Origin of the sequence: Streptomyces sp. CBMA291 (genome assembly GCF_014596525.1) — a bacterium.
Lineage (GTDB): Bacteria > Actinomycetota > Actinomycetes > Streptomycetales > Streptomycetaceae > Streptomyces.
Genome location: NZ_MSJP01000022.1, coordinates 177,520 through 203,606, shown reverse-complemented (window position 1 = coordinate 203,606; position 26,087 = coordinate 177,520). Strand labels below are relative to the sequence as shown.

Sequence of the window (26,087 nt, the reverse complement as noted above, 5' to 3'; positions counted from 1 at the left end):
CCCGCAGCTGATGGTCCATCAGGCAATGTCTCCCGTGTGCCTTGACTTCTTCCGACCGGCACCCGTCAATGGCGCCCACTCATTCCTCAGGAGGGGGCACACCATGGCACTCACCCGAACCCGGGCGGCGGTCCGAGGACGGCGCTGGACCGCCGTCCTCGGCGCCACCGCACTCGCGGTCGCCGGGGGCGGCGCGCTCGCCGCCCCCGCCGGAGCGACCAGTACCTCCGTCGAGGTCGGCTTCCCCACCCGCTGCGTCCCGCCGCCGATCGCGGGCATCCCGCCCATCGAGGGCACCACCACCGCCGCGATCTCGGTCGACAAGAGCCGCCCCAAGGTCGGCGACACCGTGACGGTCACCTACACGGTCGCCAAGCCCGCCGCGTCCAACCCGGTCGACCTCGCGCTCCCGGCCGACATCATGACCCCCAGCGGCAAGGTCGCCCTCGGCGGCGCCCAGTCCGGCTCCGTCACCGTCACCGGGCCCAGGAAGAACCCCCCGGTCCCCGGCAAGGGCTCCTTCCCCGCCTTCTCCATGACCGGCACCTTCACGGTCGCCAAGGCGGGCACGATCACCCTCTCGCCCGGCGACTACAACATCCACACCAGCTACCTCATGGAGCTGGACACCCCCTGTACGGTCCTCACCCCGCCCGCCCCCGTCTCGGAGACGCTCGTCGCCACCCCGGCGACCACCCCCAGCCCCCGGGCGCTCCAGCTCGACACGGCCTCCGGCGCCCCCGGTGTCCGGGTCACCGTCAACGGCTCCCGGTTCACCCCGCTCACCGCCGTCACCGTCGTCGGACGCGCCGGAGCCGCCGAGACCGCCGACAAGATGACCGTCACCACCGACAGCGAAGGCTCCTTCGCCGCGCGCCTCAAGGTCAACGACACGGCGACCACCGGGATCGTGGCCTACGAGGGCGCCTCCTGGAACGCCGACAAGGGCGCGGGACCGGCCGCGTACACCGTCGTCGACGACACCCCGCAGCCGCCGGGCAGCCAGCGGATCAGCGCCTCCGTCACGGCGGGCGAGCTGTCCATGACGCAGGCGGGGGACGCCGTCGGGCTCTCCGCCGTCGACTTCGGCCACGGCGGCGCCGCCACCGGCGGCCTCCAGACGGTGACCGTCAAGGACTTCCGGGGCGGCCCCGCCGGATGGTCCCTCACCGGCAAGGTCACCGACTTCACCGGCCCCGGCGGCTCCATCGGCGCCGGAAACCTCAGCTGGACCCCGTCCTGCACCGCGAAGGCGGGCAGCCCCAGCACCTGCGCGGCCGGTTCGGCGGGCCCCGTCGGCGGCTCCGGCGCCACCCTCGCCACCACCCCGAACGGCACCGTCACCGGCGGCGAGTTCACCGTCGACGCGGGTCTCTCCCTCGACGTACCGGCGTTCACCGCGCCCGGCGCGTACGCGGGCGTGCTCACGCTCACCCTGTCCTGACCCCGCGACGGGCCGGGCGCGCACCCGCCCGGCCCGCCGCCGACCCGCACCCCAGGGGGTTCCCGCACCGTGCGCGCCGCACCGCACGTCCACCGAGCGAAGCCGTACGCCCACCAGGCCAGGCCGTCCGTCCACCGAGCGAAGCCGTACGCCCACCAGGCCAAGCCGTCCGTCCATCCCGCCAGGCCGTACGCCCACCGAGCCAAGCCCTGCGCCCACCCCGCCAGGCCCTGCGTCCTCCTCCTGAGCGTGCTTCTTCTGCTCCTCGGGTTCGCGGCGGACGCCGGGGCGGCCGAGAACGGCGAGTGGGCCGTCTATCCGACGGCCGCCAAGCCCGGCAGCCGCCCCTACTTCTTCCTGACCGCCGACCCGGGCACCACCGTCACCGACCGGGTCACCGTCACCAACAAGACGAGCGCCCCGCTGACCTTCCGGCTCTACGGCGCCGACGCCTACAACACCGACCGGGACGGCGGCTTCGCCGTCCGCACGGAGCGGGAGACGCAGACCGGCACCGGAGCCTGGATCAGACCCGCCCGCACCCGGGTCACCGTCCCGCCCCGCTCCGCCGTCACCGTCCCCTACACCCTGACCGTCCCCGCCGACGCCGACCCCGGCGACCATCCGGGGGCCCTCGTCGCCCTCGACGAGCGGATCAGCCCCGGCGCGCCGGGCTCCGTCGCCGTCGGCGTCCAGCGGGCCGTCGCCGCCCGCGTCTATCTGCGGGTCACCGGACCGACCGTGCCCGCCCTCGCCGTCGAGGACGTCACCCTCGAACAGGACCGGCCGCTGGTCCCCGGCACCCGTGCCGGAAGCGCCGTCCTCTCGTACACCCTGCACAACCGGGGCAACGTCACCCTCAGCCCCCGGGTCGCGCTCCGCGCCGAAGGGCTCTTCGGCCGCACCCTGCTCGCCCGCGACCTCGCGAAGGTCCCCGCCGAGCTGCTGCCCCGGCAGCGGATCCGGCTCACCGAGCGGTGGACGGGCTCCCCGCAGTTCGACCGGGGCGAGATCACCCTCACCGCCACCGCCAAGGACGTACGGGAGACCGGCACGGTCACCTTTCTCGCCCTGCCCTGGCCCGCCGCCGCCCTCCTCCTCACGGTGGCCGTCGCGGTGCTTCTCGCCCTCCGGTTCCGGCGCCGGGCGGCCCGCCGGGACCCGGCGGACGGGCGGGCGGAGACGCCCCGCGCACCCGCGAGCGCGCACTGAGTGCGTACGGGGGCCGCTCATCGGGGACAATGGCCCCCATGAGCGCTCGCAACCAAGAAACCGAAGCCGTCCACCGGGCCGGCTTCGCCTGCTTCGTCGGCCGCCCCAACGCGGGCAAGTCCACCCTCACGAACGCTCTGGTCGGCCAGAAGGTGGCCATCACCTCGAACCGGCCGCAGACCACCCGGCACACCGTCCGGGGCATCGTGCACCGCCCGGACGCCCAGCTGATCCTGGTCGACACCCCCGGGCTCCACAAGCCGCGCACCCTCCTCGGCGAGCGGCTCAACGACGTGGTGCGCACCACCTGGGCCGAGGTCGACGTGATCGGCTTCTGCCTGCCCGCCGACCAGAAGCTGGGCCCGGGTGACCGGTTCATCGCCAAGGAACTCGCGGAGATCAAGAAGACCCCCAAGGTCGCGATCGTCACCAAGACGGACCTGGTCGACTCCAAGACCCTCGCCGAACAGCTGATCGCGATCGACCAGCTCGGCCGGGAGCTGGGCATCGAGTGGGCGCAGATCGTGCCCGTCTCGGCCGTCGGCGACAAGCAGGTGCAGCTCGTCGCCGATCTGCTGATCCCGCTGCTCCCCGAGTCCCCGCCGCTCTACCCCGAGGGCGACCTCACCGACGAGCCGGAGCAGGTCATGGTCGCGGAGCTGATCCGCGAGGCGGCCCTCGAAGGCGTCCGCGACGAGCTGCCGCACTCCATCGCCGTGGTCGTCGAGGAGATGATCCCGCGCGAGAACCGCCCGGCGGACCGGCCGCTGCTCGACATCCACGCCAACGTGTACATCGAGCGCCCCAGCCAGAAGGGCATCATCATCGGCCCGAAGGGCAGCCGCCTCAAGGAGGTCGGCATGAAGTCCCGCAAGCACATCGAGGCCCTGCTCGGCACCCCGGTCTTCCTCGACCTGCACGTGAAGGTCGCGAAGGACTGGCAGCGGGACCCCAAGCAGCTGCGGAAGCTCGGCTTCTGACCCGACCGCCCCGCTTCCCGCCCCGCTCGCCCGCCCCGTTTCCCTTCCGTCCGGTCTCCCGGCCGGAAGGGTCCGGCTAGGCGCCTTCCTTGAGGACCCTCGTGACGAGGGTCCTCTGGTCGTCCGTGAGCCGCGGATCGCCGCAGCGCACGGTGGTGCCGTCGATGGTGATCTCGTACGAGAAGCCGTCCGGCACGCCCCGGCCCCCGTCGCCGCCCTCCCGGAGGACCGCGCCGGCCAGGGCGTGCCAGACCTCGGCGTCCGGCCGGCCGGAGGTGTCCACCTCCGCCGACCGCTCGATCCCCGCGAAACCGCCTGTGCGCCGCACTCGAATCCGCATGGGACCTGTCTACCAGCCGGATCAGCCGGTCGGCACGCCCACCGTGGACCAGGCCTTCAGAACGGCCTGGATCTCCGCCCCGTCGCCGTACCGGGCCCGCGCCGCCGCGACGGTGGCCGCCGCGAACTCGGTGAACCGGGCCTCGGGAGCGAGCGACCCGTTGGTCATCACGTCGTACCAGATCTGCCCGGCCCGCTCCCAGGCGTTGCCGCCGAGTTCGGTGGCGGCCAGGTAGAAGGCGTGGTTGGGGATGCCGGAGTTGATGTGGACGCCGCCGTTGTCCCGGCTGGTGCGGACGTAGTCGTCCATGTGGCCGGGCTGCGGGTCCTTGCCGAGGACGTCGTCGTCGTACGCGGTGCCCGGCGCCTTCATGGAGCGCAGCGCCGTCCCCTCCACGTCGGGGCCGAAGAGCCCCTCGCCGATGAGCCAGTCCGCCTGCTCGGCGCTCTGGCCGAGGGCGTGCTGCTTCACCAGGACGCCGAAGACGTCGGAGACGGACTCGTTGAGGGCGCCGGACTGGCCGTAGTACTCCAGGTTCGCCCCGTACTGGGTGAAGCCGTGGGTGAGTTCGTGGCCGATGACGTCCACCGGGAGGGTGAAGTCGAGGAAGATCGCCCCGTCCCCGTCGCCGAACACCATCTGCTCGCCGTTCCAGAACGCGTTGCCGTAGTTCCGGTCGTAGTGGACGGAGGCGTTCAGCGGGAGTCCCGCGCCGTCGATGGAGTCGTGCCCGTAGGCGTTGAGGTAGAGGTCGAACGTGGCGCCGAGACCGGCGTACGCCCGGTTGACGGTGGCGTCGGCGGAGGCGGCGTCGCCCTCGCCCCGGACCTTGGTGCCGGGGAGGGTGGTGCGGTGCTTGCAGTCGTGGATGGTGCGGTGCGGATGTCCGGCGGCGTCGGCACCGAGGACCGCTGCCGAGGGCGGCAGACCCCGGAAGGTACGGGCGGAGGCGTCGGCGACGAGGGTGCGCCGGGCGACCGCGGCGACCTCGGGATCGCTGGAGCGCGAGAGGTGTTCCAGCAGGTGCGGGGGGACGATCGAGCAGAAGACAGGCCTCTGGGGTGTCATGCTCGCAATGTGGCACCGCGTGAGCGCACTGTCACGGGATGGGACGAGGATTGGCGAAATGGAGTGATGCATCACTGTTCGGCCTTGACGAACACCCCGTCCCGCATACTGAAACGCGACGTCCGTCTCCGCCGACCTCCGCTAGGCTGCCGCCCATCATGCGTTTCGGGCTGCTTCTCCTTAGCTGCCGCGGCGAGGGCCTGTAGTCGTAGGCCGACCCCCTCCCCGCGGGACCTGGTGTTGCGTTCGACAGTCGGCCTCCCCGAGTCCCGTTTCGAGGGACTGGGGGGAATCTCCGCCGCACCGAGGAGCCCAACGCGATGTCCCAGTCCCCGTTCATCGGCCGTCCCACGCCCGTCACCAACGCGACGCGCCCGCAGAAGCCGTCCGGGATGCCGATCCACAAGTACGGCCGGTACGAGGCCGTCGAGATCCCCGACCGCACCTGGCCCGAGCAGCGGATCACCCGGGCCCCCCGCTGGCTCTCCACCGACCTGCGCGACGGCAACCAGGCCCTGATCGACCCGATGAGCCCGGCCCGCAAGCGCGAGATGTTCGATCTGCTGGTCCGGATGGGCTACAAGGAGATCGAGGTCGGCTTCCCGTCCTCCGGCGAGACCGACTTCGCCTTCGTCCGCTCGATCATCGAGGAGGGCGCGATCCCGGAGGACGTCACCATCTCCGTACTGACCCAGGCCCGCGAGGACCTGATCGAACGGACCGTGGAGTCCCTGGTCGGCGCCAGGCGCGCCACCGTGCACCTGTACAACGCCACCGCGCCCACCTTCCGCCGGGTCGTCTTCCGGGGCTCGAAGGAGCAGATCAAGCAGATCGCCGTGGACGGCACGCGGCTGGTGATGGAGTACGCGGAGAAGCTGCTGGGCCCGGAGACGGCCTTCGGCTACCAGTACAGCCCGGAGATCTTCACCGACACCGAGCTGGACTTCGCCCTGGAGGTCTGCGAGGCCGTCTGCGACGTGTGGCAGCCGGGCCCGGACCGCGAGATCATCCTCAACCTGCCCGCCACCGTGGAGCGTTCGACGCCCTCCACCCACGCGGACCGCTTCGAGTGGATGTCCCGGAACCTGACCCGCCGGGAGTACGTCTGCCTGTCGGTGCACCCGCACAACGACCGGGGCACGGCCGTGGCCGCCGCCGAGCTGGCGCTGATGGCCGGCGCCGACCGCGTCGAGGGCTGCCTGTTCGGGCAGGGCGAGCGGACCGGCAACGTCGACCTGGTGACCCTGGGCATGAACCTGTTCAGCCAGGGCGTCGACCCGCAGATCGACTTCTCGCAGATCGACGAGATCCGCCGCACCAGCGAGTACTGCAACCAGATGGAGGTCCACCCGCGCCACCCCTACGCGGGCGACCTGGTCTACACCGCCTTCTCCGGCTCCCACCAGGACGCCATCAAGAAGGGTTTCGACGCCATGGAGGCGGACGCCGCCGCCCAGGGCAGGACCGTCGACGAGATCGAGTGGGCCGTGCCGTATCTGCCGATCGACCCCAAGGACGTCGGACGCTCCTACGAGGCCGTCATCCGGGTCAACTCCCAGTCCGGCAAGGGCGGCATCGCGTACGTCCTGAAGAACGACCACAAGCTGGACCTGCCGCGCCGGATGCAGATCGAGTTCTCGCGGATCATCCAGCAGAAGACCGACACCGAGGGCGGCGAGGTCACCCCGGCGGCGATCTGGGCCGTCTTCCAGGACGAGTACCTGCCCAACCCGGAGAACGCCTGGGGCCGGGTGCAGCTGCGCTCGGGGCAGAGCACCTCCGACACCGACGGCACGGACACGCTGACCGTCGAGGCGGTCGTGGACGGCGTGGAGACCGTCCTGACGGGCTCCGGCAACGGCCCCATCTCCGCCTTCTTCGCCGCGCTCCAGGAGGTCGGCGTCGACGCCCGGCTGCTGGACTACCAGGAGCACACCATGAGCGAGGGCGCCTCCGCGCAGGCCGCCTCCTACATCGAGTGCGCCATCGACGGCCAGGTCCTGTGGGGCATCGGCATCGACGCCAACACCACCCGCGCCTCCCTGAAGGCGGTCGTCTCGGCGGTGAACCGCTCCGCTCGATGATCGCTGCGGGTAGTCGCTGAAACCGGTTACTACCCGTTGGTACCAACTGAATTCACCACCCCACCGTCGCTGCCCCGTACCTCTCCGTGAGATACGGGGCAGCGACACGTGTGAAGTGCGTCACTGTTTCAGGCTTCCTTAAGGAGGAACGTCCGATCAAGGCGGATTGGCTCCTGTATGGGGCGAGTTGACGGTAGATCAAGGCGTGGCGGAAGGTCTGTCCGTCCCCCATGGACATTCCCCACGCCCCCCCACGCGCCCTCCCCGTAATCTCCCTGACCTGGAGTTTCGTTATGCGCACGACCGCTGCCGTGGCCGCCGTTCTCGCCGTTACAGGCGCCGCCCTCACCTGGGCCCCCGTGGCTTCCGCCACGACCACGACGGAGTGCGTGACGAATCCACTCGGCATCGCCGGCCACTACGCCGAGTTCGTCGAGAAGGACTCCGTCCGCCACTCGGACTCCGAGGGCGCGGTCGCCGTCGGCGGCGACGCCACCTTCGGTGACCCCAAGCGGCCCTCGGGCTTCTCCATCGGCCACCAGCTGACCGCCGCCGACCTCGCCCAACTGCCCGACGGCCGCAGCCTCGTCGTCGGCGGCACGCTCTACGCGAACGGCGTCGTCCTCGACAACGGCACCGGCATCGCCCGCAAGGTCGTCAACCGCGCGACCCAGGGCCAGGGCTTCGGCGTCGACGGCAACAAGGTCAAGGAAGGCCCCTCGCCGATCGACTTCGGCAAGGAGTTCGCCGGGCTGCGGGTCCTCTCCGCGGGCTGGGCGGGCGTCAAGCCCAACGGCGAGGTCTCCGCGAGCGAGCAGGGCGTCTTCCTCACCGGCACCGACGCCAAGCTGAACGTCTTCGCGATCAACGCCGCCGACCTGGAGAAGGCCGGCGCCATCTCGATCAAGGTCCCGGCCGGTTCCTCCACCCTGGTGAACGTCCTCGGCGGCTCGTACAACATGCAGGCCAAGCCCACCTACGGCGTGTGGATCTGGGACGAGCAGTCCAACGGCTACGTCCAGGACGACTACAACTCCGGCAGCGCCGCCTTCAAGCAGGTCCGCTCCAAGCTGCTCTGGAACTTCCCGCAGGCCGAGACCGTGAAGAAGAACTACTCCTCGTGGCCGGGCACGATCTTCGCGCCCAACGCCACCGTCTCCATGGGCAGCGAGGGCGGCTACGGCCCCGGGCACGTCAACGGCTCCGTCATCGCCGAGACCCTGAAGACCATCCCCGGCGCCGAGACGCACCAGATGAACTTCACCGGCTGCCTCCCCGGCAAGGTCACCCCCGGCCCGGTCATCACCCCGGAGACCCCCAAGCCGACCGAGACCCCCGCCCCCACCCCCTCGGCCACCACCTCCGAGCCCGTCCCCGGGGCCACCCCCAGCGAGGGCGGCGAGACGCCGGGCGCCACCGAGTCGCCCAGCGGCTCCGCCTCCCCGTCCAGCCCGGCCACCCCCGGCACGCCGGAGGAGACCGAGTCCGCCCCGGCCCCGGCCGCGACGCCCACCGAGGCGCCGTCCGCCACCCCCGAGGGTGACCTCGCCTCGACCGGTTCGTCCGTCGGACCCGTCGTGATCGGCGTCGCGGCCGCCGCGGTCGTCGTCGGCGGAGGCTTCCTGGGCTTCGCGAAGTACCGCCGCCGCACCTCCTGAACGAAGGCGCGTCTCGGCCATCTCCACGGCGAAGTGCTGACGGGGTGCTGACGCCACATCGAGGATGTGGCTAACATCACGCCAACACCGGCAGTGCAGCCGGGCCGTCGAGGAGGTGCGTGTGCGGTCTGCCCGGAATTCACGTGGTGGAAAAGTGGGCGTCTGCGGAATCCGTACCTCCTGGAACACCGTCGGAGACGGCGAGTTCTTCTGCGAGGAGTGCGGGGGCGACCGCAACTACCGGCGGCGCACCGGCCGCCGCCGGTTCGCCGTCCTCGGCGTCCCGGTCCTGCCCCGGGGCTGTACGGGCCCCGTCGTCGAATGCGCCGCCTGCCACACGCACTTCGGCACGGAGGTGCTCGACTCCCCGACGACCGGCCGCTTCGCCGCGATGCTCAGGGACGCCGTGCACACCGTCGCCCTGGCGGTGCTCGCGGCCGGCGGCACCGACTCGCGCGAGGCCCTGGACCGGGCCGTCGACGCGGTCAGGTCCGCCGGCTTCGCCGAGTGCACGGCCGCCCAACTCGTCGACCTGGTGGAGGCCCTGGAGGCCGACACGGGCCGCTTCATGCCCGAGGTGAACCCCGAGGGGGCGCTCCTCGCGATCGAGCTGCACGAGGCCCTGGAGCCGCTCGCCCCGCATCTGGCCGCCGCCGGGCGCGAGGCGATCCTGCTCCAGGCCGCCAGGATCGCCCTCGCCGACGGGGCCTACACCCCCTCCGAGCGGGAGGTCCTGGCCACCGTGGGCACCGCCCTCGCCCTGGACCCCGGCGACGTGGCCCGCCTCCTCGCCTCGGCCCGTACGGTGCCGTGAACCCCGGCCCGTACGGTGCCGTGAACCCCGGCCCGTATGGAGGGACTTGGGGCTTGGTTCGTACGACCGTGTGAAGAAACGCGTGACGGCTCCGGCCCCCGCCCCGTCCTCCCGGAGGAGGCGGGGCGGGGGCCGGAGCCGTCGGCCGTGCCGGGGCCGTCAGCCGATGGCGCCGCTCGCGCGCAGCATGTCCTCGCGCTCGACGATCTTCACGCGCTCGCGGCCCTGCGGCTCGCCGAGCGCCTTCTCCGCCGCGTCCAGGGCGTACCAGCCCTCCCACGTCGTGTACGTGAGCCCCTGGGCCTTCAGGAAGGCCACCACGGCGTCCTCCTCCGGGGCGTCGGGGGTCAGCAGGCGTCCGTGGGCGAAGTCGTCCAGGAGGTTCGCCACGGTCTCGTTGGCGTCGCCCTTGGTGTGGCCGATGAGGCCGACCGGACCGCGCCGGATCCAGCCGGTGACATAGGTGGAGGCCATGTGCTCGCCGGTCTCCTCCACGACCCGGCCGCCCTGGTCGGGGACGGTGCCGCTCGCGGTGTCCCAGGGCAGCTTGGGCAGCTCGTCGGAGAGGTAGCCGACCGCGCGGTAGACCGCACTGACGTCCCAGTCGGTGGTGGCGCCGGTGCCCTTCACGTTCCCCGTGCCGTCCAGCCCGGTGCGCTCGGTGCGCAGACCGACGACCCGGCCGTCCTCGCCGAGGATCTCGACGGGCGACTCGAAGAAGTGCAGGAAGAGCTTGTGCGGGCGGTCGCCGACATCGCGGATCGCCCAGTTCTCCAGGGTCTTGGCGACCATGTCGGTCTGCTTGTTCTTGCGCCGCTCGGCGATCGAGCCCTCGTCGTAGTCGATGTCCTCGGGGTTGACGATGACCTCGATGTTCGGCGAGTGGTCCAGCTCGCGCAGCTCCATGGGGCTGAACTTGGCCTGGGCCGGACCGCGACGGCCGAAGACGTGGATCTCGACGGCCTTGTTGGCCCTGAGGCCCTCGTGGACGTTGGCCGGGATCTCGGTCGGCAGCAGCTCCTCGGCGGTCTTGGCGAGGATGCGGGCGATGTCGAGGGCCACGTTGCCCACGCCGAGGACGGCGACCTTCTCCGCTTCGAGCGGCCAGGTGCGCGGGACGTCGGGGTGGCCGTCGTACCAGGAGGCGAAGTCGGCGGCGCCGTACGAGCCGTCCAGCTCCACGCCCGGGATGCTCAGCGGGCGGTCGGCCATCGCGCCGGTGGAGAAGATCACGGCGTCGTAGAAGGCGCGCAGATCGTCCAGGTGCACGTCGGTGCCGTAGTCGATGTTGCCGAAGAGGCGCACCTGCGGCTTGTCGAGGACCTGGTGGAGGGCGGTGATGATGCCCTTGATGCGGGGGTGGTCGGGGGCGACGCCGTAGCGGATGAGACCGAAGGGGGCGGGCATCCGCTCGAAGAGGTCGATGGACACGCCCGGCTCGGCGGCGGCCGCGGACTTCAGCAGCGCGTCGGCGGCGTAGATTCCGGCAGGGCCGGCGCCGACGATCGCGACCCGGAGGGGGCGGGGCATGACTGGGTTCCCTTCGCAAACGACGTGGCGGCGAAGCCGCCGACACTTAGGCCACCCTAAATAATGCCGGGTCGAGGACGGTACCCGCCCCTGACCTATGGACCCATAAGGCGATCTTATGACTTCCCCAAGGTAACCTAAGCGCTCGATCCGCCCGCCGCGGGCCCCCCGGGGCGCCATCGGCCACCGGGTCCGGCGCCCCTCCTCCCGTACGCGAGAATGGCCCCATGAGTCTGTTCCGCGACGACGGCATCGTGCTGCGCACCCAGAAGCTGGGCGAAGCGGACCGCATCATCACCCTCCTCACCCGGAGCCACGGACGCGTCCGGGCCGTCGCCCGGGGCGTCCGGCGGACCAAGTCCAAATTCGGCGCGAGACTCGAACCGTTCTCCCATGTCGACGTGCAGTTCTTCGCCCGGGGGAGTGAACTGGTCGGACGCACCCTGCCGCTCTGCACCCAGAGCGAGACCATCGCCCCCTACGGCGGCGGGATCGTCACCGACTACGCCCGCTACACCGCGGGCACCGCCATGCTGGAGACCGCCGAGCGCTTCACCGACCACGAGGGCGAGCCCGCCGTCCAGCAGTATCTGCTGCTCGTGGGCGGGCTGCGGACCCTCGCCCGGGGCGAGCACGCCCCTCATCTCATCCTCGACGCCTTCCTCCTCCGCTCCCTCGCGGTGAACGGCTACGCGCCCAGCTTCGACGACTGTGCCCGCTGCGGGCTGCCCGGACCCAACCGGTTCTTCTCGGTCGCGGCCGGCGGGGTCGTCTGCGCGGACTGCCGGGTGCCCGGGAGCGTCGTACCCTCTGCGGAGGCCATCGGCCTGCTCAGCGCGCTGCTCACCGGCGACTGGGCGACGGCGGACGCGTGCGAGCCGCGTCACGTCCGGGAGGGCAGCGGACTGGTGTCCGCCTATCTGCACTGGCATCTGGAGCGCGGACTGCGTTCCCTGCGGTACGTAGAGAAGAGCTAGGAGATCCATCGCCATGGCCATCGCACGACGCGGAATCCTCGGGCGGCAGCGCCGGGAGTACAAGCTCCCCGAACCGCACCCGTCCGGCGCCCGCCCGCCGAAGCTCCCGCCGGAGCTGGTGCCGAATCACGTGGCCTGCGTGATGGACGGCAACGGACGCTGGGCCAAGGAGCGCGGACTGCCCCGCACCGAGGGCCACAAGGTCGGCGAGGGCGTCGTCCTCGACGTGCTCAAGGGCTGCCTGGAGATGGGGGTCAAGAACCTCTCCCTCTACGCCTTCTCCACCGAGAACTGGAAGCGCTCGCCCGACGAGGTGCGCTTCCTGATGAACTTCAACCGGGACGTCATCCGCCGCCGCCGCGACGAGATGGACGAACTCGGCATCCGGATCCGCTGGGTCGGCCGGATGCCCAAGATGTGGAAGTCGGTCGTCCAGGAGCTCCAGATCGCCCAGGAGCAGACCGTCGGCAACGACGCCATGACCCTGTACTTCTGCGTCAACTACGGCGGTCGCGCGGAGATCGCCGACGCGGCCAAGAGGATCGCCGAGGAGGTCGCGGCGGGCCGGCTCGACCCGTCGAAGGTCAACGAGAAGACCTTCCAGAAGTACCTCTACTACCCGGACATGCCGGACGTCGACCTCTTCCTGCGCCCCAGCGGCGAGCAGCGCACCTCCAACTATCTGATCTGGCAGAGCAGCTACGCCGAGATGATCTTCCAGGACGTGCTGTGGCCGGACTTCGACCGCCGCGACCTGTGGCGCGCCTGCGTCGAGTACGCCTCCCGGGACCGGCGCTTCGGCGGCGTCGACCCGGCGGACCTGGCCGTCCTCGACAAGGCCTGACCCGACCCGACCCGGCCCGACCCGACCGCCCGGGGCGTACGCGAAGAGGCCTGACCCGGCCCCCGCGACCCATGCGAGAGGGGCCCGTACCGATGCCGGTACGGGCCCCTCTCGCGTCCGTCGGGTCACTTCTCCGCGCACTCCGCGCAGGTCCCGAAGATCTCCACCGTGTGCGCCACGTTCACGAAGCCGTGCTCCGCGGCGACCGCCTCGGCCCACTGCTCCACCATCGGGCCCTCCACCTCCACCGCCTTGCCGCAGACGCGGCAGACCAGATGGTGGTGGTGGTCGCCGGTCGAACAGCGGCGGTAGACCGTCTCGCCCTCGCTGGTGCGCAGGGCGTCGACCTCGCCCGCGTCCGCGAGGGACTGAAGCGTGCGGTAGACGGTGGTGAGGCCGACCGAGTCGCCGCGGTGCTTGAGCATGTCGTGCAGCTCCTGGGCGCTGCGGAACTCGTCCACCTCGTTCAGCGCCGCCGACACCGCGGCCCGCTGCTTGGTCGAACGGCCTCGTACGGGGGGTCCTGCCGTCACCACGGGGGCCTCCTTGGATGCTTGTCTGCCCCCGCCATTCTGCCAGCCCCCCGTGGACCGACGAGGTGAGCGGATCAGACCTTCACATCGTCGCCCGGTCGCCGACCTGCCGGAACCGGGACGTCACAGGCGGCCGTGGCCGCCTCGGCGGCGCGGGCCCGCCGTTTGGCCAGCGGCGTGGCGAGCAGCGTCAGGAGGGCGAAGACCCCGATGGCGTACAGGACGATCGTCGCGCCCGGCGGCACGTCCTGGTAGTACGAGGTGACCGTGCCCGCCAGGGTGACGGCGATGCCGGTCGCCACCGCGAGGACGAAGGTGGCCCGGAAGGACTTCGTCAGCTGCTGGGCCGCCGCCACCGGCACCACCATGAGCGCGCTGACCAGCAGCAGGCCGACCACCCGCATGGCGACCGTGACGGTCACCGCGGCGGTGACCGCGATCAGCAGGTTCAGGAGGCGCACCGGCAGACCGGTGACCCGGGCGAACTCCTCGTCCTGGCTGACGGCGAAGAGCTGGCGGCGCAGTCCGACGGTGACCAGGACGACGAAGGCGGCCAGGATCCCGATCGCGGTGATGTCGGCGGGGGAGACCGTGGAGAGCGAGCCGAAGAGGTACGAGCTGAGGTTGGCGTTGGAGCCGGTCGGCGACAGGTTGATGAGGAGCACGCCGCCTGCCATGCCGCCGTAGAAGAGCAGCGCGAGCGCGAGATCGCCGCGGGTCTTCCCGTACGCCCTGATCAGCTCCATCGCCACCGAACCCGCGACGGCGACCAGGGTGGCCATCCAGACGGGGCTGGAGTTGAGGAGGAAGCCGAGGCCGACTCCGGTCATGGCGACGTGGCCGATGCCGTCGCCCATCAGGGCCTGGCGGCGCTGGACGAGGTAGACGCCGACGGCGGGGGCGGTGATGCCGACGAGCACGGCGGCGAGCAGCGCCCGCCGCATGAAGGCCGGTTCGAGGAATTCCATGGTCAGGTCAGCAGTCCCGTGCGGAGCGGCTCTCCGGCCGCGTGCGGATGTACGTGGTCGTGGCCGGGCAGCGCGTGCTGCCCGACGGCCTCGGGCGGCGGCCCGTCGTGGACGACACAGCCGTCGCGGAGCACCACCGCCCGGTCGATCAGCGGCTCCAGGGGGCCCAGCTCGTGCAGGACGAGGAGGACCGAGGTGCCGCCCGCGACCTGCTCGCGCAGGGTCGAGGCGAGGATCTCCTGGCTGGCGAGGTCCACGCCGGCCATCGGCTCGTCCATGATCAGCAGCTCGGGCTCGGAGGCGAGCGCGCGGGCGATCAGGACCCGCTGGTGCTGGCCGCCGGAGAGCGCGGAGACGGAGTCGTCGGCGCGGTCGGCGAGCCCGACGAGGTCGACGGCCCGGTCGACGGCGGCCCGGTCGCGCCGGGTGAGCCAGCCGAAGGGGCGGCGGGAGAGCCGTCCGGAGGCGACGACCTCGCGGATGGTGGCGGGGACGCCACCGGCGGCGGTGGTGCGCTGCGGCACGTAGCCGACCCGGGCCCAGTCGCGGAACCGCCTGCGGTCGGTGCCGAAGAGTTCGATCGTGCCGCCGGTCAGCGGCACCTGGCCGATGATCGAGCGGACGGCGGTGGACTTGCCGGAGCCGTTGGCGCCGAGCAGGGCGACGACCTCGCCCCGCTGGACGGTGAGGTCGACGCCGCGCAGCACGGGGCGTGCGCCGAGGGCCGCGGAGGCGCCGCGGACGGAGATGACGGGTTCCGTGTCCATGACGGACACCTCCTGGGTTGCGGGGGTCACTTGGCGCCGAGGGCCTTCTGGAGCGCGGCGAGGTTGGAGCGCATGACCTGGAGGTAGTCGGCGCCCTTCGACCGGTCCGTGATGCCCTCCAGCGGGTCGAGCACATCGGTCCTCAGACCGGTGTCGCCCGCGAGGGTCCTGGCGGTCTTGTCGCTCGCGAGGGTCTCGAAGAAGACGGTCGTGACCTTGTCCCTCGCCGCGATGTCCTGGATCTCCTTGATCCGGGCGGGGCTGGGCTCGGACTCGGGGTCGACGCCGGAGATGCCCTCCTGGTCGAGCCCGTACCGCTCGGCGAGGTAGCCGAAGGCGGAGTGGGTGGTGACGAAGGTCCGGGTGGCCGTGTTCTCCAGGCCCTTCGCGAAGTCGGCGTCCAGCGCGTCGAGCTTCGCCACCAGGGCGGTGGTGTTCTTCGCGTAGTCGGCCGCGTGGCCGGGGTCGGCCTTCTCCAGGACGGCGCCGACGCCCCGGGCGATCTCGGCGTACTTCACCGGGTCGAGCCAGACGTGGGGGTCGGAGCCCGCCTCGGAGCCGTGGTCGTGGCCGGCTTCCTCGTCGGCGTGGCCGTGGTCGTGGCCCGCGCCGGTGCCGTGCCGTTCGAGGGTGGTGAGGGTGGCCGCGTCGACCGTGTTCTTCACCTCGGCGAGGGCGATGGCCTCGTCGACGGCGGGCTGGATGCCCTTGAGGTAGAGGAGGACGTCGGCCTTGCCGAGCGCCCCGATCTGGCGGGGCTTGAGCTCCAGGTCATGGGGCTCGACGCCGGGCTTGGTGAGGGTGTCGACGGTTATGTGGTCGCCGCCTATCTCCTCGGCCAGGTACTGGAGCGGGTAGAACGACGCCACGACCTCCAGCTTGCCGCCGCCGCCCTTGTCGGCCGCGTCGGAGGTTCCGGCGCAGGCGGAGAGGGTCAGCACACCGAGTGCGACGGCTCCGGCGAGGGCGGCGCTGGGTATCGGACGGCGTATGTTCATGACACTCATTTTCAACAAAACTGGAAACGATTGTCAATTGTCCTTGCGGTCGCCCGGGTGAGGGACGGGCCACACGACCCGCCGAAGGCCCGCGTACCGTCCGATCGCCGAACCGATTTGATACAGGGGGTGCGGGCGCCGGTAACCTGAGGCATTCGCACTTCGTCGTCGTAATGAAGAGAGCACCGTGGCCGCCGACAAGATCGACACCATCGTCAGCCTGAGCAAGCGCCGTGGCTTCGTCTACCCGTGCAGCGAGATCTACGGCGGCCAGCGTGCCGCCTGGGACTACGGGCCGCTGGGTGTCGAGCTGAAGGAGAACATCAAGCGCCAGTGGTGGCGTTACATGGTCACCGCGCGCGAGGACGTCGTCGGCATCGACTCGTCGGTCATCCTGGCCACCGAGGTCTGGGAGGCCTCCGGCCACGTCGCGACCTTCAGCGACCCGCTCACCGAGTGCACCTCCTGCCACAAGCGCTTCCGCGCGGACCACCTGGAGGAGGCATACGAGGAGAAGCACGGCCGTCTCCCCGAGAACGGCCTCGCCGGCCTCAACTGCCCCAACTGCGGCAACAAGGGCACCTTCACCGAGCCCAAGCAGTTCTCCGGCCTGCTCGCCACCCACCTCGGCCCGACGCAGGACTCCGGCTCCGTCGCCTACCTGCGCCCCGAGACCGCCCAGGGCATCTTCACCAACTTCGGCCAGGTCCTCCAGACCTCGCGCAAGAAGCCCCCGTTCGGCATCGCCCAGATGGGCAAGTCGTTCCGGAACGAGATCACTCCGGGCAACTTCATCTTCCGCACCCGCGAGTTCGAGCAGATGGAGATGGAGTTCTTCGTCAAGCCGGGCGAGGACGAGGAGTGGCAGGAGTACTGGATGCAGCAGCGCTGGAACTGGTACACCGGCCTGGGCATGCGCGAGGAGAACATGCGCTGGTACGAGCACGCGCAGGAGAAGCTCTCCCACTACTCCAAGCGCACCGCCGACATCGAGTACCGCTTCCAGTTCGGCGGCAGCGAGTGGGGCGAGCTGGAGGGCGTCGCCAACCGCACCGACTACGACCTGAGCGCCCACTCCAAGGCCTCCGGCGCCAACCTGACCTACCTGGACCAGGAGACCGGCGAGCGCTGGACGCCGTTCGTCATCGAGCCCGCCGCCGGTGTCGGCCGTACGATGCTGGCCTTCCTGCTCGACGCCTACACCGAGGACGAGGCCCCCAACGCCAAGGGCGTCATGGAGAAGCGCGCCGTGCTGCGCCTCGACCCGCGCCTCGCCCCGATCAAGGCCGCGGTCCTGCCGCTCTCCCGCAACCCGCAGCTCTCCCCGAAGGCCAAGGGCCTGGCGGCGGACCTGCGCCAGAACTGGAACATCGAGTTCGACGACGCCGGCGCCATCGGCCGCCGCTACCGTCGCCAGGACGAGATCGGCACCCCGTTCTGCGTCACCGTCGACTTCGACACCCTCGACGACAACGCGGTGACGGTGCGCGAGCGCGACACCATGAAGCAGGAGCGCGTCTCGCTCGACCAGATCCAGAGCTACCTGGGCAGCCGCCTCCTCGGCTGCTGAGCCCGCTCGCCGTACGGAGAAGCCCCCGGTTCCGCACCTCGGAACCGGGGGCTTCCCCATGGGCCGTGTCGTGAAAGTGGTCAGGCCGCCCGGCGCCTGCCGAACCAGGCGGTCCACACCGCCAGCGCCCCCAGGACCGTGTAGATCATGACGGGGCTGAGCACCACCATGGCCGAGGTGCTCAGCGTGTACGCCAGGGCGATCCGCACCAGCGCCTCCACCACGTACGCCACACCCCACACCAGGGTCATCGTGCGCAGGGTCGACCGGAACCCCTCGTACTGCCACATCCCGTTCCACCAGGCGGTGCTCGCCGGGGTGCCGTCGGTGGCGAACTTGCGCCCGAAGTAGAACATCAGCGGGCGGGGCGCGAGCAGGGTGCCCAGACAGAGCAGCCCGAACAGCCCGGTCACCCCCGAGTCCTTCACGAGCAGCGCGCGGGCGGTGTGCGCGCCGAGGAGCGAGACCACCGCCGTGATCACCAGGAAGACCAGGGTGACCACGGCGAACTCGTCGACCTTGCGGCGCCAGGCGATCATGACGGCGCTGTCCAGGACGGGCCAGACGCTCCCGGCGAGCAGCGCGGCGAACTCGGACCAGCCGCGGTCGGTCAGTGTGTCGTAGGTGAGGATCGGCGCGACGACGGTGAGCCCGATGGTCAGGATCCAGCCGAGTACCGAAGCTCCCTTGGACCGCGCGGGCCGCTTCCCGGCGTCCCCTGCCGCCGTCCCCGCTGTCTCGGCCGTCCCTGCCGTCTCTGTCGTTTCCGCTGGTGAGCGGTTGTCTGTGGACATGGTTCCCCCTGGTGTTTCCTCAAGCGCGGTGCGGGAGAACGGTAGCCACGCCCCGGACAGGGAACGGAAAAGTCCAAGCCAAATGATCTTCAAAACGCGTCCGGACGGAAACGGGCGGGCCCGGTGGGGAGGGGGAGGCACCAGACGGCAGGGCCCGGCCCGGCCGCCGGACCCCGGACCCTCCGGAACCCCTGGCTCCCGGCCCCTCAGGCCTTCCCGGCCCGTGCCGTCCTCGCGGGCGGCTGCGGCTCCTCCTCCGCCAGACGCCGTGCCGTGCGCTCCGCCGTGCCCCGGCCCCACTTCCCGGTGGTCAGCGCCCCCATGCCGAGCACCGCGAGCCCGCACGCCGTCACCACCCAGTACCCCGGCCGGGCCGCCGCCTCGAAACCGTCCAGGGACCTGCCGCCGCCCGCCCCGGCCGCCAGCACCGCGCCCACGACCGCCACCCCGAGGGTCGTCCCCACCTGCCGGCTCGTCGACGCCACCGCCGCCGCCACTCCGGCCTGCGCGCGGGGCATCCCCGCGACGGCCGTGTCGGTGATGGGCGCGTTCACCAGGCCGAAGCCGATGCCGAAGACCACGTAACCGGTGAAGAGCAGCGGATTGCGCGTCTCGGCCCCGAAGGCGGCGAAGAGCAGCGCTCCCGCCGACATCGCCGTCCCGGCGAGCAGCAGCGGGAGCCGGGGTCCGCGCGCCCCCGTCAGGCGTCCCGACAGCGGGGCGAAGACGAGGGTCATGCCCGCCATGGGCAGGGTGAAGAGCCCCGCGTGCAGGGGGGAGAGCCCGCGCACCCCCTGGAGGTACAGGGTGTTCAGGAAGAGGAAGCCGCCCAGGGCCGCGAAGGCGCAGACCGCTATCACGGTGGCCCCGCTGAACGGCGCGCTGTGGAAGAACCGCAGGTCGATCAGGGGCTCGCGGCGCCGGGGCTCGTACAGGAGGAGGCCGATGAGCGCGGCGGCGGAGATCCCGGCGAAGAGCGGGTCGGTCTCGATGATCGCGTAGGTGAGGGAGCCGAGGAAGGCCGCCACCAGGAGCTGTCCGACGGGGTCGGGGCGCCGGGGCCGGGGCGCCCGGGACTCGGGGACGTACCGCAGGGTGAGGATCAGGGCGGTGACGGCGACCGGCAGGTTCACCCAGAAGATGGCCCGCCAGCCGACGGACTCCACGAGCGCCCCGCCGACCAGGGGCCCCGCCGCCATGGAGACGCCGACGACCCCGCCCCAGACGCCGATGGCCCGCGCGCGGGCGGCGGGCTCGGTGAAGGTGTTGGTGATGATCGACATGGCGACCGGGTTGAGCATCGAGCCGCCCACGGCCTGGAGCGCCCGGAAGGCGATCAGGGTCTCCAGGTTCGGGGCGAGGGAGCAGAGCAGCGAGCCGAGGGCGAAGACGACGAGTCCGGTGGTGAAGACCTTGCGGCGGCCGAGCCGGTCGGCGGTGGAGCCGGAGAGCATCAGGAGGGAGGCGATGACCAGGGTGTAGGAGTCGATCGTCCACTGGAGCCCGGAGACGGAGGCTCCCAGTTCGCGCCGGAGGGAGGGCAGGGCGACATTGAGCGCGGTGTTGTCCAGGCTGACGATGAGCAGGCTCATACAGCAGATCGCCAGGACGAGGAGTTGCCTGCGCCGGGGGAGGGGCGAGCGGGTGGCCTCGGACATGCTCGGATAGTACGGCTAACTAATGACCGACGCAGTGCGCGACAATGGCGCCATGACCGTGCTCTCCCCGCTCTCCTCGTTCACGCCCCTGGCCATCGGGCCGCACATCGTGCAGCCCCCGGTGGTGCTCGCCCCCATGGCCGGCATCACCAACGCCCCCTTCCGCACCCTCTGCCGCGAGTTCAGCGGCGGCAAGGGGCTGTTCGTGAGCGAGATGATCACGACTCGGGCGCTGGTCGAGCGCAACGAGAAGACGATGCAGCTCATCCGGTTCGACGCGACCGAGCAGCCTCGTTCGATCCAGCTGTACGGGGTGGACCCGGTCACGGTCGGCAAGGCGGTGCGGATGATCGTCGACGAGGACCTGGCCGATCACATCGACCTGAACTTCGGCTGCCCGGTCCCCAAGGTGACCCGCAAGGGCGGCGGCTCGGCCCTGCCCTACAAGCGCCCGCTGCTGCGCGCGATCCTGCACGAGGCGGTGACCAACGCGGGTGAGCTGCCGGTCACCATGAAGATGCGCAAGGGCATCGACGACGACCACATCACCTATCTGGACGCGGGCCGGATCGCGGTGGAGGAGGGCGTCACGGCGATCGCCCTGCACGGGCGGACGGCAGCGCAGCACTACGGCGGCACGGCGGACTGGGACGCGATCGCGCGTCTCAAGGAGCACGTGCCGGAGATCCCGGTGCTCGGCAACGGCGACATCTGGTCCGCCGACGACGCCCTGCGGATGATGCGGGAGACGGGCTGTGACGGCGTGGTCGTGGGGCGCGGCTGCCTGGGCCGCCCGTGGCTCTTCGGCGACCTGGTGGCGGGCTTCGAGGGCACCGGCGCCTACGCGCAGCCGGGGCTCCGGGAGGTGGCGGACGCGATGGTCCGGCACGCGCGGCTCCTCGGGGAGTGGCTGGGCGACGAGGCACGGGGTGTCATCGACTTCCGGAAGCACGTGGCCTGGTATCTGAAGGGCTTCTCGGTGGGCTCCGAGATGCGCAAGAAGCTGGCGATCACCTCGTCCCTGGAGGAGCTGCGCGCTCAGTTGAGCGAGCTGGACCTTGATCAGTCGTGGCCGGTGGGTGCGGACGGCCCCCGGGGTCGTACGTCCGGAAACAACCGAGTTGTCCTGCCGGACGGCTGGCTGAAGGACCCCTACGACTGCGCCGGAGTGAGCGAGGAAGCCGAGCTGGACACGTCCGGCGGCTGAGATACGGGCGTTTTCAGGGAGTGATCCTCGCCACCCTTGAGGGGGTGGATGCTCAGATGAGCATATCGGGGGTGACTTCAGGAGATGGATGGGTGGCACGGAGTGCCACCCATTTTGTCTTCAAAGGTTGAACGCAAATGTGCCTAAGGGGCGCTCATTCGAGCGGATCGCTTCTGGTTTGGGTCATGCGGCCTTCGGGGCGTGAAACCGGAAACTTCGGCTCGTTAACTTTCGAAGTGCTGGCGGACGGGTGGTTAAGGCCAGGCGACCGTCAGGCGTACCTCCCCAGAAGCCTTCGATCTGGGTATGTTCCTCGCCGTCAGGGCAGCCAACCGAGTCGTCGAGGAGTCGAGACCCGTGTCGGGAAACATTGATCAGAAGTTCGTGTACGACTTCACCGAGGGCAACAGGGATCTGAAGGACCTGCTCGGTGGCAAGGGCGCCAACCTCGCCGAGATGACCAACCTCGGCCTTCCGGTGCCTCCGGGCTTCACGATCACCACCGAGGCGTGCAAGGTCTACCTTGAGAGCGGCTCGGAGCCGGTCGAGCTCCGCGACGAGGTCAGCGCGCACCTCGACGCCCTTGAGCGGCAGATGGGCAAGAAGCTCGGCCAGGCCGACGACCCGCTGCTCGTCTCCGTCCGCTCGGGCGCCAAGTTCTCCATGCCGGGCATGATGGACACCGTCCTCAACATCGGTCTCTCCGACGAGTCGGTCGCCGGTCTCGCCACGCAGGCGGACAACGAGCGCTTCGCCTGGGACTCGTACCGCCGTCTCATCCAGATGTTCGGCAAGACCGTCCTCGGCGTCGACGGCGAGCTGTTCGAGGAAGCCCTCGACGAGGCCAAGACCGTCAAGCAGGTCGCCAGCGACACCGATCTGGACGCCTCCGACCTGAAGAAGGTCGTCGAGCACTTCAAGAAGATCGTCCAGAGCGAGACCGGCCGGGACTTCCCCCAGGACCCGCGCGAGCAGATGGACCTCGCCATCGAGGCCGTCTTCAACTCCTGGAACACCGACCGCGCCAAGCTCTACCGGCGCCAGGAGCGCATCCCGGGCGACCTCGGCACCGCCGTCAACGTCTGCTCGATGGTCTTCGGCAACCTCGGCCCCGACTCGGGAACCGGTGTCGCCTTCACCCGCGACCCCGCCTCGGGCCACGCCGGCGTCTACGGCGACTACCTCCAGAACGCGCAGGGCGAGGACGTCGTCGCGGGCATCCGCAACACCGTGCCGCTCGCCGACCTGGAGTCGATCGACAAGACGTCGTACGACCAGCTCATGCACATCATGAACACGCTGGAGACCCACTACAAGGATCTCTGCGACATCGAGTTCACCATCGAGCGCGGCCAGCTCTGGATGCTCCAGACCCGCGTCGGCAAGCGCACCGCCGGTGCCGCCTTCCGCATCGCCACCCAGCTCGTGGACCAGGGCCTGATCGACGAGGCCGAGGCGCTCCAGCGCGTCACCGGCGCCCAGCTGGCCCAGCTGATGTTCCCCAAGTTCGACGAGAAGGCCAAGGTCGAGCAGATCGGGCGGGGCATCGCCGCCTCCCCGGGCGCCGCCGTCGGCAAGGCCGTCTTCGACTCGTACACCGCCGTCAAGTGGTCCCGCTCCGGCGAGAAGGTCATCCTGATCCGCCGCGAGACCAACCCGGACGACCTGGACGGCATGATCGCCGCCGAGGGCATCCTCACCTCCCGGGGCGGCAAGACCTCGCACGCCGCCGTCGTCGCCCGGGGCATGGGCAAGACCTGTGTCTGCGGCGCCGAGGAGCTGGAGGTCGACACCAAGCGCCGCCGGATGACCACCGCCGACGGCCAGGTCGTCGAGGAGGGCGACGTCGTCTCCATCGACGGCTCCACCGGCAAGGTCTACCTCGGAGAGGTGCCCGTCGTGCCCTCCCCGGTCGTGGAGTACTTCGAGGGCCGTATGCACGCCGGTGCCGACGACGCCGACGAGCTGGTCCAGGCCGTCCACCGGATCATGGCCTACGCGGACCGCGTCCGCCGTCTGCGGGTCCGCGCCAACGCCGACAACGCCGAGGACGCCAACCGCGCCCGCCGCTTCGGCGCCCAGGGCATCGGCCTCTGCCGCACCGAGCACATGTTCCTCGGCGAGCGCCGCCAGTACGTCGAGCGGCTGATCCTCGCCGACACCGACGCCGAGCGCGACCAGGCCCTCGAAGCGCTGCTCCCGCTCCAGAAGGCCGACTTCGTCGAGCTGTTCGAGGCCATGGACGGGCTGCCCGTCACCGTCCGGCTGCTCGACCCGCCGCTGCACGAGTTCCTCCCCGACATCACCGAGCTGTCGGTCCGCGTCGCCCTCGCCGAGTCCCGCAAGGAGCCGCACGAGAACGACCTGCGCCTGCTCCAGGCCGTGCACCGGCTGCACGAGCAGAACCCGATGCTGGGTCTGCGCGGTGTCCGCCTCGGTCTGGTCATCCCCGGCCTGTTCACCATGCAGGTCCGGGCGATCGCCGAGGCGGCGGCCCAGCGCGTCGACGCCAAGGGGGACCCGCGCGTCGAGATCATGATCCCGCTCGTCGGCACCGTCCAGGAGCTGGAGATCGTCCGCGAGGAGGCCGAGCAGGTCATCGCCGAGGTCCAGGCCAAGACCGGCATCGAACTGAAGCTCGCCCTCGGCACCATGATCGAGCTGCCGCGCGCCGCCGTGACCGCCGGGCAGATCGCCGAGGCCGCCGAGTTCTTCTCCTTCGGCACCAACGACCTGACCCAGACGGTGTGGGGCTTCTCCCGCGACGACGTGGAGGCCTCGTTCTTCACCGCGTACCTGGAGAAGGGCATCTTCGGCGTCAGCCCCTTCGAGACCATCGACAAGGACGGCGTGGGCGCCCTGGTCCGCAGCGCCGTCCAGGCCGGCCGGGCCACCCGCCCCGACATCAAGCTCGGCGTCTGCGGCGAGCACGGCGGCGACCCGGAGTCGGTGCACTTCTTCCACGAGGTCGGTCTCGACTACGTCTCCTGCTCGCCCTTCCGGATTCCGGTCGCGCGTCTGGAGGCGGGCCGCGCGGCGGCCGAGGCGAAGGGCAGCGACAGCCGCTGAACCCCGCCGCCCCGGAAGGCCCCGTGCCTCCGGTACGGCTTCCGGGACCGCCGCCGGTCACCTCCACCCTCACCGGCGGGCGGCGGCCCCGGCACCGAGGAACGGGACGGACACCTCGTGCGGAGGTGTCCGTCCCGTCGTTCGTCCGGTGTCGGGAAGTCGGTCGCCGGGATGTGCGGCGACGTTCAAATACGGCTGATTGAATTATTCGCCGTTGAACTTTTCCGGAGTGGTCAGGTAAGCGGTCGGAAGAGGTCCGGAAATGGAGCGGGCGCGACCCCCGGATCCCCACCCGGAGGCCGCGCCCTTTACCGGTGCCGGGCAGGTGAGCCGTAACCTCGCCGACCGCCGCCGGACGGACAAAGCCCCCCACGGTCTTCGCCGCCACCTCGGTCCTGAAGGTTTCCTCCCCGACCCGTACAGCTTTTCGTTTCCGCTGGATTGCCGCGATGCTTTTCAACTGTGGCTGAAACACCCTGGTAACGTGCAGTGATGCTGTGCATACTCGGTGTCGGGGGGAGGATGATCGTGCACAGGTGGGGACGTCATGCTGCGGATTCATTTCACCGGAAACGACTTGGCGGGGGTGCGTACGGCCGCGCGGCCGGATGTTCTATGGGAAACGATTCTGAGCTTTCACCGTTTAAGGGACCGGCGCGGCCTCGGCGTGTACGGGGAATGGCGCTCGGAAACGCGGATGAGGCTCGGCGGTGAGACCCGCATCCTTGCCGCGCTCGTTCCCAGCCGGGGTTATTTCCCGGACTTCCTGACGCCCGCCGAGGGCATCCAGGGTCTGGACGAGGGACTCCAGGCGATCCGCGCGACCGGCACCGACCGGCTGCGCGAGGAACTCTCCCTGCTCGCCGCCGACCGGTCCGGCGGACGGACCGTGCCGCACTCGCTGCGGGCCCTCGCCGACGGCGGCGCCCAGCCCTTCGACCGGCTGACCGGAGCCCTGCGAAGCTATCACCGCGCGGCCATCGAGCCCTACTGGCCCCACATCAGGGCCCGCGTCGAAGCCGACCGGGCGCGCCGGGGCCGCGCCCTCCTGGACGGCGGCGCGGAGGAACTCCTCGCCTCGCTGCCGCCGATGATGCGCTGGCGCGCACCCGTCCTGGAAGCGGACTACCCCGTCGACCGGGACGTGTACCTGGACGGGCGGGGGCTGCTCCTCCAGCCCTCGTACTTCTGCCGGGGGACCCCCGTCGTGCTGCGCGATCCCCGGCTGCCGCCGGTCCTGGTCTACCCCGTCACCCACGGCGAGGCGCCGACCGTCCGCGCGCCCGGCGGCTCCTCGCTGGCCAAGCTGGTCGGCCAGACCCGCTCGACGGTCCTCCACGCGATCGGCGACGGCGGTACGACGAGCGAGCTGGCCCGTCGTGCCGGAGTCTCGCTCGCCTCCGCGAGCCAGCACGCGGGCGTCCTGCGCGAGGCGGGCCTCATCGCGACCCTGCGCAACGGGAACGCGGTCCTGCACACCCTGACCCCGCTGGGCGCCGCCCTGCTCGGCGGCGCCCGGCGGATGCCCGACCCGGAGTGCTTCGCGCGCACGGACCGGTGAGCGGTGGCGGG

The 26,087-nt window shown here is 70.9% G+C and carries 21 protein-coding genes; 12 read left to right on the top strand and 9 right to left on the bottom strand.

Going from position 1 to position 26,087, the window contains the following annotated elements; translation table 11 throughout:
- The first annotated feature begins 103 nt into the window (after nt 1-103).
- The 3 genes from BU197_RS06605 to era all read left to right on the top strand — a co-directional run bounded on the left by BU197_RS06605 (nt 104) and on the right by era (nt 3,636).
- Entirely contained in the window at nt 104-1,444 is a 1,341-nt protein-coding gene (locus BU197_RS06605; RefSeq protein WP_188267252.1) for a beta-xylosidase, read from the top strand.
- A 243-nt stretch (nt 1,445-1,687) separates the two neighbouring features.
- Nucleotides 1,688-2,656 carry a WxL protein peptidoglycan domain-containing protein gene (locus BU197_RS06600; RefSeq protein ID WP_188267279.1) on the top strand — a complete coding sequence of 323 codons (969 nt, stop codon included), beginning with the start codon at nt 1,688-1,690 and terminating at the stop codon, nt 2,654-2,656.
- 29 nt (nt 2,657-2,685) lie between these two features.
- On the top strand, nt 2,686-3,636 hold the full coding sequence (gene era / locus BU197_RS06595; protein ID WP_123452163.1) for a GTPase Era: 951 nt from the start codon (nt 2,686-2,688) through the stop codon (nt 3,634-3,636).
- A gap of 76 nt (nt 3,637-3,712) precedes the next feature.
- Here the strand turns inward: era and BU197_RS06590 are convergent, their stop codons facing one another.
- Nucleotides 3,713-3,976 (bottom strand): protealysin inhibitor emfourin, encoded by a 264-nt coding sequence (locus tag BU197_RS06590; protein WP_188267251.1) that lies wholly within the window; start codon nt 3,974-3,976, stop codon nt 3,713-3,715.
- Between the two features lie 21 nt (nt 3,977-3,997).
- Nucleotides 3,998-5,044 (bottom strand): M4 family metallopeptidase, encoded by a 1,047-nt coding sequence (locus BU197_RS06585; RefSeq protein ID WP_188267250.1) that lies wholly within the window; start codon nt 5,042-5,044, stop codon nt 3,998-4,000.
- A 320-nt stretch (nt 5,045-5,364) separates the two neighbouring features.
- On the opposite strand from BU197_RS06585, the gene leuA reads away from it, so the two are divergent.
- The 3 genes from leuA (at nt 5,365) to BU197_RS06570 (ending at nt 9,600) form a co-directional block, all read left to right on the top strand.
- Nucleotides 5,365-7,128: a 2-isopropylmalate synthase gene (gene leuA / locus BU197_RS06580; protein WP_188267249.1), complete on the top strand. Its 1,764-nt coding sequence runs from the start codon at nt 5,365-5,367 to the stop codon at nt 7,126-7,128.
- Nucleotides 7,129-7,421: 293 nt separating this feature from the next.
- A complete protein-coding gene (locus BU197_RS06575) occupies nt 7,422-8,786 on the top strand; it encodes a choice-of-anchor A family protein (RefSeq protein ID WP_188267248.1) in 1,365 nt (454 codons plus the stop codon).
- A gap of 121 nt (nt 8,787-8,907) precedes the next feature.
- The gene (locus tag BU197_RS06570; protein WP_188267247.1) at nt 8,908-9,600 is read left to right on the top strand and encodes a TerB family tellurite resistance protein; all 693 of its coding nucleotides are present in this window, start codon (nt 8,908-8,910) and stop codon (nt 9,598-9,600) included.
- A 159-nt stretch (nt 9,601-9,759) separates the two neighbouring features.
- Here the strand turns inward: BU197_RS06570 and BU197_RS06565 are convergent, their stop codons facing one another.
- Nucleotides 9,760-11,130, bottom strand: coding sequence for an FAD-dependent oxidoreductase (locus BU197_RS06565; protein ID WP_188267246.1), 1,371 nt, complete (start codon nt 11,128-11,130; stop codon nt 9,760-9,762).
- A 227-nt stretch (nt 11,131-11,357) separates the two neighbouring features.
- Here BU197_RS06565 and recO point away from each other — a divergent pair, with 227 nt between their 5' ends.
- Together recO and BU197_RS06555 are read left to right on the top strand one after the other, a co-directional pair.
- Nucleotides 11,358-12,107 carry a DNA repair protein RecO gene (gene recO, locus BU197_RS06560; RefSeq protein ID WP_188267245.1) on the top strand — a complete coding sequence of 250 codons (750 nt, stop codon included), beginning with the start codon at nt 11,358-11,360 and terminating at the stop codon, nt 12,105-12,107.
- 19 nt (nt 12,108-12,126) lie between these two features.
- A complete protein-coding gene (locus BU197_RS06555) occupies nt 12,127-12,951 on the top strand; it encodes an isoprenyl transferase (RefSeq protein ID WP_188267278.1) in 825 nt (274 codons plus the stop codon).
- 125 nt (nt 12,952-13,076) lie between these two features.
- On the opposite strand, the gene BU197_RS06550 is transcribed toward BU197_RS06555, so the two are convergent.
- From BU197_RS06550 to BU197_RS06535, 4 genes are all read right to left on the bottom strand, one after another.
- Nucleotides 13,077-13,487: a Fur family transcriptional regulator gene (locus BU197_RS06550; protein ID WP_188267244.1), complete on the bottom strand. Its 411-nt coding sequence runs from the start codon at nt 13,485-13,487 to the stop codon at nt 13,077-13,079.
- A gap of 71 nt (nt 13,488-13,558) precedes the next feature.
- Nucleotides 13,559-14,452: a metal ABC transporter permease gene (locus tag BU197_RS06545; RefSeq protein WP_188267243.1), complete on the bottom strand. Its 894-nt coding sequence runs from the start codon at nt 14,450-14,452 to the stop codon at nt 13,559-13,561.
- A gap of 2 nt (nt 14,453-14,454) precedes the next feature.
- Nucleotides 14,455-15,219, bottom strand: coding sequence for a metal ABC transporter ATP-binding protein (locus BU197_RS06540; RefSeq protein WP_188267242.1), 765 nt, complete (start codon nt 15,217-15,219; stop codon nt 14,455-14,457).
- 26 nt (nt 15,220-15,245) lie between these two features.
- Nucleotides 15,246-16,217 (bottom strand): metal ABC transporter substrate-binding protein, encoded by a 972-nt coding sequence (locus BU197_RS06535; RefSeq protein ID WP_188267241.1) that lies wholly within the window; start codon nt 16,215-16,217, stop codon nt 15,246-15,248.
- A 187-nt stretch (nt 16,218-16,404) separates the two neighbouring features.
- Here BU197_RS06535 and BU197_RS06530 point away from each other — a divergent pair, with 187 nt between their 5' ends.
- Entirely contained in the window at nt 16,405-17,787 is a 1,383-nt protein-coding gene (locus tag BU197_RS06530) for a glycine--tRNA ligase (protein WP_188267240.1), read from the top strand.
- 80 nt (nt 17,788-17,867) lie between these two features.
- Here BU197_RS06530 and BU197_RS06525 read toward each other — a convergent pair whose 3' ends face one another.
- A complete protein-coding gene (locus BU197_RS06525; protein WP_188267239.1) occupies nt 17,868-18,581 on the bottom strand; it encodes a VC0807 family protein in 714 nt (237 codons plus the stop codon).
- Nucleotides 18,582-18,787: 206 nt separating this feature from the next.
- Nucleotides 18,788-20,239 carry an MFS transporter gene (locus BU197_RS06520; protein WP_188267238.1) on the bottom strand — a complete coding sequence of 484 codons (1,452 nt, stop codon included), beginning with the start codon at nt 20,237-20,239 and terminating at the stop codon, nt 18,788-18,790.
- 52 nt (nt 20,240-20,291) lie between these two features.
- On the opposite strand from BU197_RS06520, the gene dusB reads away from it, so the two are divergent.
- The 3 genes from dusB to BU197_RS06505 all read left to right on the top strand — a co-directional run bounded on the left by dusB (nt 20,292) and on the right by BU197_RS06505 (nt 26,076).
- On the top strand, nt 20,292-21,446 hold the full coding sequence (gene dusB, locus BU197_RS06515; RefSeq protein ID WP_188267277.1) for a tRNA dihydrouridine synthase DusB: 1,155 nt from the start codon (nt 20,292-20,294) through the stop codon (nt 21,444-21,446).
- Nucleotides 21,447-21,803: 357 nt separating this feature from the next.
- Nucleotides 21,804-24,515: a pyruvate, phosphate dikinase gene (gene ppdK / locus BU197_RS06510; RefSeq protein ID WP_188267237.1), complete on the top strand. Its 2,712-nt coding sequence runs from the start codon at nt 21,804-21,806 to the stop codon at nt 24,513-24,515.
- A gap of 547 nt (nt 24,516-25,062) precedes the next feature.
- Nucleotides 25,063-26,076, top strand: coding sequence for an ArsR/SmtB family transcription factor (locus BU197_RS06505; RefSeq protein WP_188267236.1), 1,014 nt, complete (start codon nt 25,063-25,065; stop codon nt 26,074-26,076).
- The last annotated feature ends 11 nt before the right edge of the window (nt 26,077-26,087 follow it).

What these genes read in the sequence shown, in the direction of transcription:
- BU197_RS06575 (WP_188267248.1), top strand. Translation starts at nt 7,422, where the DNA reads ATGCGCACGACCGCTGCCGTGGCCGCCGTTCTCGCCGTTACAGGCGCC.
- BU197_RS06525 (WP_188267239.1), bottom strand. Translation starts at nt 18,581, where the DNA reads ATGTCCACAGACAACCGCTCACCAGCGGAAACGACAGAGACGGCAGGG.
- BU197_RS06565 (WP_188267246.1), bottom strand. Translation starts at nt 11,130, where the DNA reads ATGCCCCGCCCCCTCCGGGTCGCGATCGTCGGCGCCGGCCCTGCCGGA.
- BU197_RS06520 (WP_188267238.1), bottom strand. Translation starts at nt 20,239, where the DNA reads ATGTCCGAGGCCACCCGCTCGCCCCTCCCCCGGCGCAGGCAACTCCTC.
- BU197_RS06540 (WP_188267242.1), bottom strand. Translation starts at nt 15,219, where the DNA reads ATGGACACGGAACCCGTCATCTCCGTCCGCGGCGCCTCCGCGGCCCTC.
- BU197_RS06535 (WP_188267241.1), bottom strand. Translation starts at nt 16,217, where the DNA reads ATGAACATACGCCGTCCGATACCCAGCGCCGCCCTCGCCGGAGCCGTC.
- BU197_RS06590 (WP_188267251.1), bottom strand. Translation starts at nt 3,976, where the DNA reads ATGCGGATTCGAGTGCGGCGCACAGGCGGTTTCGCGGGGATCGAGCGG.
- era (WP_123452163.1), top strand. Translation starts at nt 2,686, where the DNA reads ATGGCCCCCATGAGCGCTCGCAACCAAGAAACCGAAGCCGTCCACCGG.
- BU197_RS06545 (WP_188267243.1), bottom strand. Translation starts at nt 14,452, where the DNA reads ATGGAATTCCTCGAACCGGCCTTCATGCGGCGGGCGCTGCTCGCCGCC.
- BU197_RS06585 (WP_188267250.1), bottom strand. Translation starts at nt 5,044, where the DNA reads ATGACACCCCAGAGGCCTGTCTTCTGCTCGATCGTCCCCCCGCACCTG.
- dusB (WP_188267277.1), top strand. Translation starts at nt 20,292, where the DNA reads ATGACCGTGCTCTCCCCGCTCTCCTCGTTCACGCCCCTGGCCATCGGG.
- recO (WP_188267245.1), top strand. Translation starts at nt 11,358, where the DNA reads ATGAGTCTGTTCCGCGACGACGGCATCGTGCTGCGCACCCAGAAGCTG.
- leuA (WP_188267249.1), top strand. Translation starts at nt 5,365, where the DNA reads ATGTCCCAGTCCCCGTTCATCGGCCGTCCCACGCCCGTCACCAACGCG.
- BU197_RS06505 (WP_188267236.1), top strand. Translation starts at nt 25,063, where the DNA reads ATGCTGCGGATTCATTTCACCGGAAACGACTTGGCGGGGGTGCGTACG.
- BU197_RS06605 (WP_188267252.1), top strand. Translation starts at nt 104, where the DNA reads ATGGCACTCACCCGAACCCGGGCGGCGGTCCGAGGACGGCGCTGGACC.